Genomic DNA, 14686 nt, shown 5'->3' with positions numbered 1-14686 from the left:
GCCCTCGCGGAGCGGATCAAGCAGCTGCGGGACCGGCTCATCCAGAATGCCCAGGACGCCCTGGCGTTCCTGTCCGAGCGCTCCGGGTCGCCCGCGCCATCGTGGATGCCCAGAAGCATCCCGCCGAAGCCGTCATCGTGCTGGACGACGACCACGTGGGCGTCCTGTCGCGGATCATCCACGACCACGCACCGTCCGGGCTCACCGTCACGGAGAGGAACCCGGCCGAGGAGATCGACCAGGTGGTCACCCGCACCCTCGCCCGGTCATGGGACAACGCCGACGCCCGCAACCGAGGCGTGCGCCGCGCCACCGCCGCGGTCTTCCGCCGGCACGTCCTGAAGCCGGTGGGGGAGCCGTACGACTCCACCGTCGCCTACATCCAAGCCCACTACCTCGTCGACTGACGAACGCACAAAGCCCCGGCAACCGGTGGAGGTTGCCGGGCTACCTCACCTGCGAGATCGCGCCTATCCCCCTGGTCGAGCGGTTCACTGTCCCGTTCCGATCCCCCTCAAGGGCCGACGCCTTCCACGGGAAACCTCGGTTGGGGGTACACACCAGCTTCGGTCTGCCATACACTGGGGGCGTCCCCGCCATGCCCAGAAGCACCTGGGCCCGAGGTGGCGCGAGAAGATCAAGAGGAGAGACAGAGAGAGCTTGAACCGGAAAAAAATGAGGGCACTCCCTCCTTTTATTAGGGACTAACCTAAGACCAGGTTGCCCAAAAACCGGATCAAACTCCCCCCCTCGCAAAAAATCTGAAGTAACTTCCGAGGGCAGTGGCCGCACCGGCCAGTCTCTCAACACCAGCTCCACCACAAAGCACCGGACCGCCCTGATTGGCGAATCCGGCGCTTGGCGTGCCCTCATCGCAAGGTGGGGCCGTGCCGTCTCCTGTCAGCTTGCTGCCGGCCTCGGCCTGGCGTGTCAGGCACGAGGCGGCGCGGTCGCCGCTGCGTGCCAGAAGGGCGCTGCCGCGTGAACACCTCTCTCTTCAGCCCGCTTTCGGGCCTTCTGACCGGCGTCCCCGCGGCACTCGCCGGCGCCCTCGGAGGCGCGCCTTGGTGGCTCATCATGGCTCTCTTTGCCGCAACGACGTTCGGCCTTCCCCTCACCGGCATGCTGCTCGAACATTCCAGGCAACGAAAAGGGAGCACGATTGACGAAGTGTTCACAATGAGCCTGAAAGAGATAAGTGACCCCCAGCAGAGAATCCAGGCAATTATCAGCTACAAGCAGCTGAGCAGCCCAACAGTCACTGCACCAGCTCAACCACCACCAGATCCGCCACCAGGAGCACAGCCACAACCTGCGGAAGCACCTACAGAACCGTAACCATTAACTCGGCCTGGGTCTCTCGAGAACAGGGCCGGCATGGGAAGGGCCCGCGGCCGGGGTAGCTGCGGGCTCTCCGGTGGTGCGGGTGGTCAGGGGCGGCGGTGCTTGCTCAGCACGACGTCCAGGCAGCCGCCGGGCAGGTCGACCACAGCGTCGAAGTCCTCGAGGGTAACCCCGTGCTGTTCGGCGGCAGCGAGCAGGACGGCGAGCAGCTGCTCCGCGGCCGCGCGCTCTGCGGGGGTGACGGGGTCTCCGTACCAATGCACGGCGACGACGCGTTCGGAAAGGGTGCAGCCCTTGTGGTCGGTTTAGGTGGTGGCGTCCTTGGCGGTTCCTCCGGTGTGGTGGGCGGGGCGGGGTCAGAGGCCGGCGATGGGGTTGCGCTCCCAGCGGTCGCCTTCCTCCAGGTAGCCGAGCAGGGCGCGGGAGCCGTCGGCCCATCCGCCGTGGCGTCCGATGCGCTCGAGGGTGTGGCCGGCGCGGCGGGCGGCGGTGGCGAACCCGCGGCGCAGGCTGTGACCGGTCCACTTTCCCTCGAACCCGGCGGCGGTGGCGGCGCGGGTGACGACGGCGGCGGCCGCGGTCGGGGTGATGCGGCCGGAGGGGTCGCCGATGGTGCGCCCGTGGCGGGTCATCGGCGGGGCAATGCGGCCGTGCCGGTCGATGCGGACGAACAGCGGCCCGGCGGCGCGCCCTTCGACGGAGAGGGTGGCGAGCAGAGCGCGGACGGCCCGCACCGGGCAGGTGCCCGGGTGAGAGCCGTAGGGCACGGCCACCTCGTCGTGCCGCTTGAGCTTGCGCCGGTAGACGCTGACCAGGAGACCGTCCTCGGTGTCGACGACGTCGGCCTGGTCGAGCGCGGTCAGCTCGGAGACGCGGGCGGCGCAGGCGTAGCCGAGCAGCAGCAGGGCGGCGTCCCGCTGCCCGGCGAGCGTGGTGCGGTCGAGGGTGGCGAGCATCTCGCGCAGTGCGTCGGGAGTGGCGGGGGCGGCCTTGCGGGGGGCAGGCGGCGTCCCCACGATCCGTACGGAGAACCCGGCCCCGATCAGCCAGCACCACCGCATCGCCCTGATCCGCAAGATCATGACCAGCGACGATCTCCCGCTCATGGAACGGATCGCGGCAGCCCTGATCCTCCTCTATGCCCAGCCCGTCCGTCGGCTGGTCCGGCTCACCGTCCACGATGTCCAGCACGACGGTGACCAGGTCGCGCTCCTCCTCGGCGCCCCGCCCACACCAGTTCCCGAGCCCTTTGCCAAACTACTACTCGGCTACATACGTGACGGACGCCCGAATCGGCCAGGCTGCACTCTTCCCGCCAGCGACTGGCTCTTCCCCGGACGCAGGACCGGACAGCCCATGGACCCCGCCACCCTGGGCAAGCGACTGACCACCGCAGGCGTCCCCACCCTCCACGGCCGGACCGCCACCCTGCGGCAGCTCGTCCTCCAGGCGCCGCCATCGGTGATCGCGGGGGTGCTCGGCTACCACGCCGTCCACACCGAGGCCGTCGCCGCCCAAGCCGGAGGGACCTGGAAGAAGTACGCACCCGGCGACCACACCCGATGAAACGATCCGCGCAGAACCTCACCGGAGGAGACAGCAGCCTCATGTCCGCCAAACGCTCACTCACGCGCGCACTCACCGAATTCGCGCGGCCCTTTGGAAGCCACGGTGGCCAGAGGCCACGTCCGCTTGACCTCTTCCTTCTGGAAGGCACCGCCCCCGAAACAGCGCGGACAGTGGTGGAAGAGGTGATCCGGGAGGTGGCACCTGACGCGGCTTCGACGGACATTGATCTCATTTCCGACCTCCCCTGGCCTTCGGATGCCCAGGCCGCCCTCACCGCCATCGCCGACGCAACGGGGGCTCGGGAAGGGGAGACCGCCGTAGTCCTGGACCTGACGGACGAACGGCAGCGCGAATGGTTCATCACCCTCGTGCCGCACACCATCTCCGCAGAGATCTGGGGGCCTACGGGATCAGGAGTCTCCTTCTCCGCAAGCGACACGGGATCAGCGATCGGGTGGAAGTTGCCCGCTGAGCGGTGGGAGAGGGTCCGCGCGCGGCTACGGCACCGAGACATCGATCCCGACACCGCAACACAAAGGGCTCCCCGAGGCCGCCCTGACAGATACTCACAGTAATCGGAAGCAGTGCAAGCCCTCGATTACAGGTCACCTGATCACAGACTCCTACCACTACGGCACCCCCAACCCGCGCGGAGCAACCTCACCGCTGCTTCATCAATAGCGACAGAGGGTGTCGGGTTTACGGCCGACGATGGATGTATGCGCGAAACCCCAGAAGAACTCGACAAGCTCCAGTCCCTCCTCGACTCCTCCCTCTCCGGCTCGACCGCACACCTCCGCTCGATCGTCGAGGGCCGCACCATCACGGCGGCGCAGCTCACCGGGGTCCTCACCGGCATGTGCACGCTCGCCCTCTCCACGGTGACCGCAAAGGGCGAACCGCGGATCAGCGGCGCCGACGGGCACTTCCTGCACGGCCGGTGGCACTTCGGCACGGCGCGCAACGCCGCCAAGGCCCGTCATCTCGCGGCCCGTCCGGCCGCCAGCGTCGCTCACATGCGCGGCGAGGACCTCGGCGTGTTCACCCACGGCACGGTGGAGGAGATGAACCCCGAGGACGCCGCGACCACGGCCGACTGGCAGGAACTTCTCGCCTACTTGAAGGACTTCTACGACGACGACGCCTTCGACTGGAACCGCGAGGTCGTCTACTACCGGCTGAACCCGCACTGGATGACCGTCTACGCCCCCGACCTCGACAAGCTCAGGCCATCATCCCGGCAGAACCCATGATCAATCTCAGCGCCAACCACGGTTCGATTGATCCTCGACGCCGGACATGCCGGGCAAGGTCGCCGAATTCCTCCGCGCCGCCGAGCTGGAGCCCGCCGAGCGGGCCGCCCTCGACCAGGGCGTGACCGTGCGGCGCGGCCAGGGCTACACCCTGCGCGTCAGCACCGCGCCCGCGGTCCACCGCCAGCTCCTTGCCCGCTGCCAGCCGTTCGACGGCGGCCAGGGCATCCCGGCGGCCTCGGCACAGCGCAAGGCCCGCCGCGAGTACGAGAACCGCGTCACCGGCCTCGGGGCTCTGGCCTGAACAACATCACCTGCTTACTGATCTTTAACTACTGATCTTTAACTAGTGTTGTCGGTCAGGGCTGCTTCGATGTTGAGGCCGGTTCCGGCGAGGCAGCCGTCGATGATGTCGGGCCGGTACTGGAGTGATTTCAGCTTGCGTTTCACCGCTCGAAGGAGTTCGTCGAAGGTCTGGGCGGCGAGGTTGCCCTCGTCCTGCGCGGCCGCCGCCGCGACCCCGGCCTGGACGAGAAGATCGTGGCCGCCGCCATCTCCACGTACTGCCTGGACATCAGCGAGCCGAAGACCGTGCGCGGCCTGGAGGCCGACTACCGCCTCTACACCGCCCGGTGGGCACTGTCCGACCCCCCGCCCGGCGCCGCCCACCCACCCCCGCACCCGACCCGGACCGGCAACCCCCGGCCGATCCCGGCGAGCCGGCTGCGCCCCGGCCCCCGAGCCAGGACACGGGGGAGTGGGAAATACCCCGCCTCCCGCCGCAGTACGAGCGAGCTGTCCTCGCCGGTGCGGTGGTGCGGGAGCAGCTGCGCACCACCACCACCGCCCGCGTGCGGGGCCGGGCGTACGACGTCGTCGCGCACCAGCAGGCGGCGATACCCGAGCAGCTGCTCGCGCCCGCGGCCGCCGACCCCGAGCGCGACGACCAGGAGCCGGAGGCCGGACGCCGGGAGGCGATCGACATGACGGCGCTGCGGGCCTTGAGGGAGTCCCGCACGGACGTGGAAGCCCTCGATCTCACTACCGAGCGGCTGCACCACCTCCAGGACGCGTTCTCCAAGGCGGCCGACGCCTCCCGCACCCGCGCGGACCGCTATGCCGAACAGGACGATGCCGATGGAGTGCGGCCGGTGCGCCAGGACGACCAGCAGGCGCACCGCCCGCAGGAGCCCGGACCGCACCGCGGCCGGGAGGCCGGCAACTGAGTGGACCCGATGCCGCCCACCCGATGCCGTGGTGCGCACCGACGATGCCCGGCATCCACTCCACCGAGTGGAATCCACTGAGCCCCCGCCAACCTGAAAGTCCCTGGTCAGCAGGGCTGGTGTGACCGGCTTTCGTGGTGCTCACGCTACTTGTGGGCGGGAGCCCATCGAGAAGATCGTCTGCCAGAGGTCGGGATTGTCTCCGAAGCGGGGTCCGGAACAGCGCTCCGGTCCGTGCACCTGGGCTGGGAAACACAGTTCGTCCTGCTGGCCGGTGCATGCCATCCTGGCTCCGTGCTCCTGAACGATCGCTCCAGCAGTGTCGACCTTTGCCCAGTGCGCTATCAGTTCGCCACCGTTCGGGGCGACTCGTACGACGACAACTGGCTGGTCATTGACGGCACGGTGATGACTCCTGAGGGAAACTGGTTCTTCGCCGATCCGTGTCTGCTCACCGATGAGGCCCGCCAGGTATCCGCGTGGCTGCGCGCGGTGGCCGCGGGGACGGTGGACGTCACCGAACCTGATGCCGAAGGTGAGCTGTCGCCGGACCTGTCGTTCATCGAGCCGGTCTTGGCTTTCAGCCTCGGCAATCGAATCGCAGGTGGGACCGCGGTGATTCGATTTCATCTGTCTCTGGAGTCGGCGCCTCCGTGGCAACAGGGTGAGGACGGGGCTGACATCTACCAGTACGTTGTAGAGGTCAGGTTGGACGCCGTAGCGCTGCTTCGCGCGGCTGATCAGTGGGACCGTTCTCTGGCTTTCCTCCCGCCCCGCTGATCCAGACGCCCGACATCCCCGTACAGCCAATTCCCACCGGCTGGGTCTGGATGACCCTCTACGATCCGGTGCATGCTGGACCCCGAGTTGCTGGAACGGATCACCGCGCGGCGTGCGGAACTGGATGAGCTCGAAAAGCAGCTGGCCAAGCAGCTGATAGAGGTCCGGGCCGAGCGCGATGAGCTCGCCGTTGCTGAGAAGATCCTAGAACGGATGAGCGAGCAGATCGCCGAGGAACGGGCAGTGTTCGCGCCGGTCCCTGGGCAGGTGGGCGGCCGGACGGTGATGGTCATCCCGCACCGTGCGGCGAATGTGGAGGAGACCATGCTTCCGCCGGACTACCAGCGCATTCTCTCCGTCGTGCGGCAGGCCGCCGGCCCGGTCAAGGCCCGGCAGGTCGGCGAAGTGCTGGGGGTGGACATCGGCGTGAAGAGCAAGCTGGAGCCGTTGCGCGGGAAACTGATCAGGCTGGCCGACCGCGGCTGGCTGCGGAAACAGCCCGACGGACGGTTCACCACCCGGCTGTGACCATGGAAGCGTTGCCCGCGGGCGGTGCTGAGCGGCCGTAACCGGGGTGCCCCCGGTGGCTGTTGGAAATGTGTGACCATAACCAAAGAGCACACCGAGAGCACCTTCCCGCTTCTCTATCAGTGCCGTCTGTCGCTGTCCACGCGCACCGTGAACCACCTCGCCAACTTGCTGCGGCGTCACCTGAAGGCGATCGGGTCCAGGTGGCGGATCCTGCCGCCCGGAAAGATCGCGGTGATCGTCCTGGCCGTACTGCGCCACGACCAGCGCCTGGTCGACATGGCCGGCGGCAACAACGTCTCCGAGTCCACCGTCCGTCGCTGGCGCGACGAGGTGATCGCTCTCCTCGCCGTGCAGGCTCCGCGCCTGGACCGCGCGCTGAAGAAGATCGCCCGTCAGGGTGGAGAGGTCGTCCTGATTGACGGCACCCTGGTCCATACCCAGCGCCGCACCGGGAAGGACGACCGCAAGAACTACTCCGGCAAGCACCGCCATCATGGTCTGCACTTCCTCGCCCTCACCGACGAGAGAGGCCGCCTGGTCTGGATCTCTGCCGCCCGTCCCGGCCGCACCCATGACAACACCGCGGCCCGCCATGACCACATTCTGGCCCACCTACACGCCGCCGGTCTCGGAGCGCTGGCGGACCTCGGCTTTCGCGGCCTGAACAACGACGTACTCGACCCCGTGATCGTCACCGGCTACCACTCCAGCCGCACCCACAAGCTCACTCCCGGTCAGAAGGAGGCCAACCGCGTACTCGCCGTCGGACGCGCACCGGTCGAGCACGGTTTCGCTCACCTCAAGAACTGGCGGATCCTCACCAAGCTCCGCACCGACCCCGCCCACGCCACCCAGCTCCTGCGCGCCCTGCTCGTCCTGACGAACCTCGAGATCAACCGCTGACAGACGATCTACGACGAAGACTTCCGCCCACGATCAGCACGAGTACCCCGGAACACAGTCACACCAGCCCTGCTGACCAGGGACTTTCAGGTTGGCGGAGGCTCACTCGGTGGAGTGGACAGCATCGTGTGGGAGTGCGCGACATCGACGGGGGCGATGCCGCGCATCCACTCGGTGCGCGCCCGTCGTGTTTCTCCTTGACCTCGGCTCAGGTCAAGGAGAAACGCGTCGCCCTCAACCGGTCCACTTCACCGCACCGACCCCACCTGATGCGCACCACTCCCGCGCCGCCGGCCGCGGCGCCGACCGGCCGACCACGACCCTCGGCTGACCGCTAGCGCAGTTCCTGTCCCGCCGCCCAGCCCGGAGCGTCGAGGTTGATGGGCGAGTCGCCGACGAATTGGGCGAGCTGCGTTTCCAACTCGGCGAGTTCGGCGGCGCCCAGACGCACTTCCCAGCGGGCCCGCACCTCGTCGAAGATCGCCGTGCCCTCGGTGATCAGCCCGATCCCGTGATCGGTGATCCGGATGTTCTTGCGGCGGCTGTCGGCGGGGTCGGTCTCGGTGGTGACGTACCCGCGTTCGACGAGCGCGGCGATCGTCTTCGCCGCGGCCTGCTTGGTGATGGCGAGTCTGCGGGCCAAGTCCGAGGCGCTGTCGGCGCCGGCTCGGATGGCCCGGATCGCGTACTCGTGCGACGGCCGGGCGTCGGGGTATCCCCGGGTCGCCAGCTCCCGGACCACTTCGTCCACCAGATTGCGATAGCTGCCCAGGAGCAGCAGGGCGAGATCGGCGCCGGATCGTGAGGACATGACCACAGTCTAGATCCTCCCTTGACCTGGACAACCAGGTTGACCAACACTACAGTCAACCTGATTGTCTATCTTGGGAGTCATCGCATGACCAGCTCTTTCGTGACCGCCTCGCCCGCCGTGGCGGGCGTCACGCACCACACCGCCGAGGTCAACGGCACCACGTTGCACTACGTCTCGGCGGGCGACACCGGCTCCCCGATCCTGCTGGTGCACGGGTGGCCGGAGTCCTGGTGGGCCTTCCGCGACGTCATCCCGCTGCTCGCCGCCACCCACCGGGTGTTCGCCGTCGACCTGCGCGGCTTCGGCGACTCCGGCATCGCCGACGGCGACCACGACTTGGCCACCATGGCGGAGGACCTGCACCGGCTGGTCGCCTACCTCGGCGTCGGGCCCGTGCACGTGACCTGCCAGGACATCAGCGGCGGGCCGGTCTTCGCGTTCGCGGCCACGCACCCCGGCGACGTCCTCAGCTTCACCGGCGTCGAGACCACCCTTCCGGGGTACGGCTGGGAGATGCTGGCCGACGTGAGGAACGGCGGCTCCTGGCACGTGGGGTTCCTGGCCGCCCCGGGAATTCCGGAGCTGTTCCTGGCCGGCCGCGAGCGAGTGATGCTCGACTGGGCCGTCTCGGTGATGACGATGGTGCCGGGCGGGGTCACCGAGGCCGACCTCGACGAGTTCGCCCGCACCTACGCGCGGCCGGGCGGCTGGCGCGGCACCGAGGGGCTCTACCGTTCCTCCCTGACCGGCGGCGACCGGATGCAGGCACTGGCCGAGTCGCGGCCGCTGACCGTTCCCGTGCTCGCCGTCGACGGCATCAACGCCCCCTTCACCGAGCGGACGATGCGCCAGGTCGCCGGCGACGTCACCGCGGTCACGATCCCGGACGTCGGGCATTTCGTCGCGCAGGAGGCGCCCGCCGCCTTCACCACCGCGGTCGGCGACTTCGTCGACCGCGTCGACCGGAGCCGCTGAACGGCCGAGTCCCTGCACCGCCACTCTCCGTGCCCTCTCCGGCCTGCCGCTGACGCGGCCTCGAGCCGGGGCAGCGCCGTTGCCTCCCGGATTCGTGCTGCCGAGGTGGGCAACTCCCGTGCCGACACCGCGTGTTTCAACCGCGGATACGCCGTCCGCTCGATCGACGCCACGAAACCACCACCCGCGACCATCAACCGGACAAAGCCCCCCGCGCGGCGACGACCTTAACGAACATCAATGCGACAGGAAAATCCCCGGCTCAGCGCGATGCATCACTGCCCTACGGCAGGTTTCCGGCGTACTCCGGTCGGACCCGCTCTTCGGCCTGTTCTTTCTACTTCTCGCGCAGCTACGTGAGCTGATGCGGCAGATCGGCCGCACCATCGACGAGTGGCATGACCTGCGCGGTTCGGGGAACGACGAGCCCTCCGACAAGTAGCAAGACAGAAGGCCCCGCTCCTCCTTGGGTTCTATCGGTCCTCGCAACACCCGCGATCTGTGGGAGTTGCGAGGACCGTGGTCGTTGGACGTGATGATCTTGCGGGGTTGAGGGAGCGTTTCCTTGCGCGGCTGGATGCCGTGGGGAACGTGACCGTGGTGGCGCGTGAGCTGGGGGTGAACCGGAACACTGCCTTCTGCTGGGCCCGGAAGGCCGGACGGAGCTCGGTGCGCCTGCCGCGCCGGCACCCCGGGCGGGACGAGTACGAGCGGCTTCGGGCCGCCGGTGTCGCACGCCGGGTGGCGGCCCGGCAGGTCGGTGTGAACGAGCGCACGGCCAAGGACTGGGACTGGGGCGTCAAGAAGAGCGGCACCACGCGCACTTACGCCGACGGCCGCCGTGTCGACTACACCACCGGGACCGTCACGATGGGCGGCGTGACCACAGCACCGGTGGGCCTGCAAGCCCTGGAAAAGCACCTGCACCCGCGGTTTCTGACACTGGCCGAGCGCGAACAGATACGTGATCTCCATACGCTGGGCCGTTCGCTGCGGGCGATCGGACGTGCCCTGGGACGGCCGGCGAGCACGGTCAAGCGGGAAATCGACGCGAACTCCGGCGCCGAGGGCTACCAGCCCTACGCGGCCCATCGGGCGGCCGCCGCACACAGGCCCCGGCCCAAGGAGCGCAAGCTGCTGCGCGAGGGCCGGCTGCGCCGCTTCGTCCAGGACGGACTGCGCAGACGGTGGTCACCGGAACAGATCTGCCACGCTCTCCTCAGAGAACATCCCGACGACGAGAGCATGCGGGTGAGCGTGGAGACGGTCTACCAGGCATTGTATTTCCAGGCCCGCGGCGGTCTGAAGCGGGAAGTGCAGGCAGCCATCCGGTCCGGCCGGACCCGCCGCAAACCACGCCGGGACCCCCAGCGGCGCACCCCACGGTTCATCGACCCGATGGTGATGATCAGCGACCGTCCCGCCGCCGCCGAGGACCGGGCCGTGCCCGGGCACTGGGAAGGCGACCTGATCATCGGCGCCGGCGGACGCTCCGCGATCGCCACCCTGGTCGAGCGCAGCACCCGCTACACCCTGCTGGTCCACTTGCCCGGCGGAGCCCACGACGCCGAGACCGTCCGCGACGGCCTTGTCCGCACCATCCAGCCCCTGCCCGACCACCTGCGCGGCTCCCTCACCTGGGACCAGGGCAGCGAGATGGCACGCCACAAGCAGTTCAGCATGGCGAAACTGAGGTTCCCCCGCAGTGCGGGAGTGGCTGACTAGCTGGTCGGCGAAGAGCACCTCGCCGCCCTCGGTCATCGCCTTGGCCCGGATCGCCGGCCAGATCCCCCTGGTCACCTTCGGCGACGGCACCAGCTTCCCCATCGCCGCCCACCTCGTCTCCTACGCCGGACTCGCCCCGACCACGAAGTCGTCCGGGACCTCCATCCACGGCGAACACGCACCCCGGGGCGGAAACCGGCAACTCAAACGCGCCATGTTCCTCTCCGCCTTCGCCTGCATGAACGCCGCCCCGGCCCTCCCGCACCTACTACGACCGCCAGCGAGCCCGCGGCAAGACCCACACCCAGGCCCTTCTCCGCCTCGCCCGCCAACACATCAGCGTCCTGTTCGCCATGCTCCGCGACGGCACCTTCTACGAACCCCGCGTCCCCAAGGACGTCGAACTCGCCGCCATGACCCCAGCGAGTCGAACCGTCCCAACCCGAACCCAGGCGCCTTGACGAAATACATAAGAGGCACCCCCCACTTGTCTGGGATGGGATATGCCGACCGGCCACGGCACTCTTTATCCGGCCGATGGCGATGAGCTGCCTTCGGCGCATTCGGTGACGACAATGAGGGGAAAGAGATGTCCATACGAAGAAAAGCCATCGGGATGCTGGCAGCAGCAGCCGCTGGTCTGACGGTGGCGGGGGCTCCGGCTGCTGTTGCGGCCCCGTCTGCGGCGGGCAACGCGGTCACGGCCTCTGTATGGCGGAACATCGCCCTGACCGGGACCTATACGATCCGCGACGACGAGGGCATCTTCGCCGCCGGTACGTACTGCAGCGGCAACGTCGCCTCCGAGGGCTGGGTGAACGAGGTCCGCACGCCGTCGGTGTGGTGGGAAACCACGTGCGGGGGCGAGATCCGTGTGGAGAAGCACGTATCCGCAGAGACGGACGCCAACGGCGGAGTCATGATCCATGTGACCCTGCAGTTCTACGAGGGCACGAACGACACCAACACCGACCTCGACGCCGAGTACCACTTCAACCGCTACGTCCCCGCAGGACAGACCTCGACGGTCAGCGAGATCACGCTCCGCAACGGGGAGAACGGCGGCAAGGACTGGGCGAAGCTCAACTTCGTCCTGCACAACAACCGCTGACGCCGTATTGGGGCGTCGGTCGCGCGCCTCGGAACACACGCGATTCCCGGGCACGGTAAGCGGAGGCACAGCCACCTGCGCAAACCGGGCCCGGGAACCGCGGTACACGCTAGCCTCGGACCATGAGGCGCTGCGGGGGAGTAACGCGGGTCGGCGGGATCGGGGACGCTGCGGCGCGGGGGGTTCAGTCCGCGCGGAACGTCGAGGATTTCTTCGGAACGGTGAAGCGGGTCATACAGCCTGTGCTGAGGTTCGACGTCTGTGCCTGTGTGACCGTGGATCCGCAAACGTTGATGAACACCGGCGGTGACTATCGGGACGGCCTGCCGTCCGCCATGATGCCGCGCATGCTCGACATCGAGTACCGCGAGGGGGACGCCAACGACCTGTCGGATCTAGCGGCCAGACCGACGCCGGTGGGCTTGCTCAGCCGGGAGACGAGCGGAAACCTCGACCTCAGTCCCCGGTACCGGGACATCATGCGACCCCTGGGTTTCCGCGACGAGTTACGTGTGCTGCTGCGGGACCGCCACGGGGCATGGGGCGCCCTGGTCATGGGCCGCGGAGACGACGTACCCCCGTTCGGCTCCTCGGACCTGGCTGTGGCGGCGTCGCTGGTCCAGCCGCTGGGAGCCGCACTGCGTCGGCTGCACCTGACACGGCTCGCCGAGGAAAGCGCCTCGGCGGTGGCGCCGGGACTGGCGCTGCTGGACGGTGACCATCAGGTGGTTCATGTGACGCCCACCGTGGCCATGTGGTTCGACGACCTGGCTCATGCCAACGGCGTACCGTCCGGTGGCCACGGCCACGGACTGCCTCCCGCCGTGTATGCGGTGGCAGCGGCGGTGCAGGCTCCCGGGGCCGCGGCCTCCCACACCTCGTGGATGCACAGTCGCAGGCATGGCCGGGTGCGGTTGCACGCCTGGCGCCTGGACGAACCCACGACGACCTCGGCCCGCACCGCCGTCGTTGTCGAACAGGCCGGTCCCGCCGAGCACATCGCGCTGATCGTCGCAGCATACGGACTGACCCCTCGTGAGAGGGACATCACCGCCCTGGTACTGCGGGGGCAGTCTACAGCCGACATCAGCCGTAATGTCGGCTTGTCGCCATACACGGTCCAGGACCATCTGAAGGCGGTGTTCAACAAGACGGGCGTCCGCAGCCGGCGTGATCTGGTCGCCGCTCTCTTTGCCCGTCATTACTCGCCGGACGTAGCGCCGGCCGTATCCGCACCACAGCGTCGTACCCCGTCCCGGCCCACCGCGGAATCCGGATAGGGTCCAAAGCACGGTCCATGCAATGTTCCCAGCCGAAGCGGTGCCCATGGCGTGGTCTGCTTCCACGGCTGCTGCTCCGTCGGCGAAGACCGGCCGTGGGGCGTCAACCGCCGCCGCGAAGGTACCCTCGACAGCCCGGTCGCGCTGAAGTCGATCCGCGCCGCCCGGCCCGACGGCAGACCGGCTTCGTTCACGTCTCGCGGTTCTGGCTCAACTTCCGTGAAGAGTTGACTGACCGTGATGTCAGCGGTGTGCGGTGGGATGGCCAGACCCTGTCGATGGCCTGCTGGGAGACCGTCCTATGCCCCTGTACCCGTCCTTGCCCCATGCCCTGGCCGAGTGCGCGCCGACAAGGCGTACGCCTCCCGCAAGAACCGTGCCTACCTGCGCCGTCGCAGAATCCGCTGCACCATCCCGGACAAGGCCGACCAGTCACGCAACCGCAGGAAACTCGGCTCCCGTGGCAGCCGGCCGCCACGTTTCGACCTCAGCGACTACCGCGAGCGCTACGCGGTCGGGTCCGGAATCCACCGCCTCAACCGTCACCGACTGTGGCCACCCGCTACGACAAGCTCGCGGTTCGCTATGAGGCGACCGTCCTCATCGCGGCCATGAACGAGTGGCTGTGATCAGCACGTGTCGCTAGTGGCTCGGCTCGCATCGTTGGCCGGGTAATCGACATGCTGCCCGGTGGTCAGCAGATTGTCGGCATACAAACGTCGGCGTCCGGGAGACGACATCCTTTGCTGTTTACAATTGGCGGTATCGTCATCGCCCTTTGGCTTGCCCTCTTCGCGTGGGTCGGCTGGCGTCGGCGCAAGCATGGCGGTGGGGGAGCGTCGGCTGTTGAGACATGGGGCGAGCTTTTCCATCCATCACAGCGACACGTCCAACAAGAGCGGGAACGCCAACTCGTCCTCCGAGACGACGCCGACTCCGGTGCACCGCCCAACTCTGTCGACCTCGACTCCGGCAAGGCGTTCATCTGCCCCGGGCAGGGCCGCGCGAGCAGGCACGACGCGTCCTAGTACTCCAGCCGTAGTTCGGTAGCTGGGCTGGTCAGCGGCCTGGTGGCGTGGAGTGTAGCGGGGACGCCGGGTGCGCGGGACGGACTTTGCCACCGCGCCCCGGCGAATAGGTAGCCGCGTCGTTCGTAGTGGCTCTGGCGGGCGCGT

Annotated in this window: 15 protein-coding genes and 6 pseudogenes; 17 read left to right on the top strand and 4 right to left on the bottom strand. The window is 68.2% G+C overall.

Annotated elements, in window-relative coordinates:
* Positions 1 to 101: 101 nt before the first annotated feature.
* Both ACWZEH_RS35345 and ACWZEH_RS35340 read left to right on the top strand, forming a co-directional pair.
* Positions 102 to 407: a hypothetical protein gene (locus tag ACWZEH_RS35345; protein ID WP_456200476.1), complete on the top strand. Its 306-nt coding sequence runs from the start codon at positions 102 to 104 to the stop codon at positions 405 to 407.
* 574 nt (positions 408 to 981) lie between these two features.
* Entirely contained in the window at positions 982 to 1338 is a 357-nt protein-coding gene (locus tag ACWZEH_RS35340) for a hypothetical protein (RefSeq protein WP_456200474.1), read from the top strand.
* 92 nt (positions 1339 to 1430) lie between these two features.
* Here the strand turns inward: ACWZEH_RS35340 and ACWZEH_RS35335 are convergent, their stop codons facing one another.
* Both ACWZEH_RS35335 and ACWZEH_RS35330 read right to left on the bottom strand, forming a co-directional pair.
* Positions 1431 to 1607, bottom strand: a complete 177-nt coding sequence (locus ACWZEH_RS35335) for a hypothetical protein (protein WP_456200473.1) — start codon at positions 1605 to 1607, stop codon at positions 1431 to 1433.
* A gap of 93 nt (positions 1608 to 1700) precedes the next feature.
* Positions 1701 to 2426, bottom strand: a complete 726-nt coding sequence (locus ACWZEH_RS35330) for a tyrosine-type recombinase/integrase (protein WP_456200471.1) — start codon at positions 2424 to 2426, stop codon at positions 1701 to 1703.
* Between ACWZEH_RS35330 and ACWZEH_RS35325 the strand changes: the two genes are divergently transcribed.
* The 3 genes and pseudogenes from ACWZEH_RS35325 to ACWZEH_RS35315 all read left to right on the top strand — a co-directional run.
* Positions 2425 to 2910, top strand: a complete 486-nt coding sequence (locus tag ACWZEH_RS35325) for a hypothetical protein (protein ID WP_456200469.1) — start codon at positions 2425 to 2427, stop codon at positions 2908 to 2910. The two genes, ACWZEH_RS35330 and ACWZEH_RS35325, sit on opposite strands and share 2 nt — an antisense overlap.
* A 722-nt stretch (positions 2911 to 3632) precedes the next feature.
* Positions 3633 to 4166 carry a pyridoxamine 5'-phosphate oxidase family protein gene (locus ACWZEH_RS35320; RefSeq protein ID WP_456200468.1) on the top strand — a complete coding sequence of 178 codons (534 nt, stop codon included), beginning with the start codon at positions 3633 to 3635 and terminating at the stop codon, positions 4164 to 4166.
* A 37-nt stretch (positions 4167 to 4203) separates the two neighbouring features.
* Positions 4204 to 4470 (top strand): annotated as a pseudogene (locus tag ACWZEH_RS35315) (hypothetical protein); the annotation flags it as partial.
* Positions 4471 to 4508: 38 nt separating this feature from the next.
* Here the strand turns inward: ACWZEH_RS35315 and ACWZEH_RS35310 are convergent.
* Positions 4509 to 4634: pseudogene (locus ACWZEH_RS35310) on the bottom strand (transposase); the annotation flags it as partial.
* A 347-nt stretch (positions 4635 to 4981) separates the two neighbouring features.
* Between ACWZEH_RS35310 and ACWZEH_RS35305 the strand changes: the two are divergent.
* The 4 genes from ACWZEH_RS35305 to ACWZEH_RS35290 all read left to right on the top strand — a co-directional run bounded on the left by ACWZEH_RS35305 (position 4982) and on the right by ACWZEH_RS35290 (position 7606).
* Positions 4982 to 5392 carry a hypothetical protein gene (locus tag ACWZEH_RS35305; RefSeq protein WP_456200466.1) on the top strand — a complete coding sequence of 137 codons (411 nt, stop codon included), beginning with the start codon at positions 4982 to 4984 and terminating at the stop codon, positions 5390 to 5392.
* A 294-nt stretch (positions 5393 to 5686) separates the two neighbouring features.
* The gene (locus ACWZEH_RS35300; RefSeq protein ID WP_456200465.1) at positions 5687 to 6172 is read left to right on the top strand and encodes a WapI family immunity protein; all 486 of its coding nucleotides are present in this window, start codon (positions 5687 to 5689) and stop codon (positions 6170 to 6172) included.
* Positions 6173 to 6244: 72 nt separating this feature from the next.
* Entirely contained in the window at positions 6245 to 6700 is a 456-nt protein-coding gene (locus tag ACWZEH_RS35295; protein ID WP_456200463.1) for a hypothetical protein, read from the top strand.
* A 72-nt stretch (positions 6701 to 6772) separates the two neighbouring features.
* Positions 6773 to 7606 (top strand): transposase family protein, encoded by an 834-nt coding sequence (locus ACWZEH_RS35290; RefSeq protein WP_456200461.1) that lies wholly within the window; start codon positions 6773 to 6775, stop codon positions 7604 to 7606.
* Between the two features lie 334 nt (positions 7607 to 7940).
* Here ACWZEH_RS35290 and ACWZEH_RS35285 read toward each other — a convergent pair whose 3' ends face one another.
* Positions 7941 to 8417, bottom strand: a complete 477-nt coding sequence (locus ACWZEH_RS35285) for a MarR family winged helix-turn-helix transcriptional regulator (RefSeq protein ID WP_189845467.1) — start codon at positions 8415 to 8417, stop codon at positions 7941 to 7943.
* Between the two features lie 87 nt (positions 8418 to 8504).
* On the opposite strand from ACWZEH_RS35285, the gene ACWZEH_RS35280 reads away from it, so the two are divergent.
* The 8 genes and pseudogenes from ACWZEH_RS35280 (at position 8505) to ACWZEH_RS35245 (ending at position 14539) form a co-directional block, all read left to right on the top strand.
* Positions 8505 to 9395 (top strand): alpha/beta fold hydrolase, encoded by an 891-nt coding sequence (locus ACWZEH_RS35280; protein WP_456200459.1) that lies wholly within the window; start codon positions 8505 to 8507, stop codon positions 9393 to 9395.
* A gap of 675 nt (positions 9396 to 10070) precedes the next feature.
* Positions 10071 to 11078 (top strand): annotated as a pseudogene (locus ACWZEH_RS35275) (IS30 family transposase); the annotation flags it as partial.
* Positions 11079 to 11187: 109 nt separating this feature from the next.
* A pseudogene (locus ACWZEH_RS35270) lies at positions 11188 to 11581 on the top strand (transposase); the annotation flags it as partial.
* Positions 11582 to 11736: 155 nt separating this feature from the next.
* Complete coding sequence (locus ACWZEH_RS35265) at positions 11737 to 12231, top strand: hypothetical protein (RefSeq protein ID WP_456200457.1); 495 nt, start codon at positions 11737 to 11739, stop codon at positions 12229 to 12231.
* Between the two features lie 293 nt (positions 12232 to 12524).
* A complete protein-coding gene (locus tag ACWZEH_RS35260; RefSeq protein ID WP_456200455.1) occupies positions 12525 to 13511 on the top strand; it encodes a helix-turn-helix transcriptional regulator in 987 nt (328 codons plus the stop codon).
* Positions 13512 to 13556: 45 nt separating this feature from the next.
* Positions 13557 to 13694 (top strand): annotated as a pseudogene (locus ACWZEH_RS35255) (IS630 family transposase); the annotation flags it as partial.
* A gap of 147 nt (positions 13695 to 13841) precedes the next feature.
* Positions 13842 to 14140, top strand: a pseudogene (locus ACWZEH_RS35250) (transposase); the annotation flags it as partial.
* 51 nt (positions 14141 to 14191) lie between these two features.
* Positions 14192 to 14539, top strand: a complete 348-nt coding sequence (locus tag ACWZEH_RS35245) for a DUF6191 domain-containing protein (RefSeq protein WP_456200453.1) — start codon at positions 14192 to 14194, stop codon at positions 14537 to 14539.
* Positions 14540 to 14686 lie beyond the last annotated feature (147 nt).

The organism is Streptomyces yamdrokensis (genome assembly GCF_053890455.1).
The sequence above is the reverse complement of the archived record's forward strand: the minus strand, read 5'-3'. Positions and strand labels throughout refer to the sequence as shown.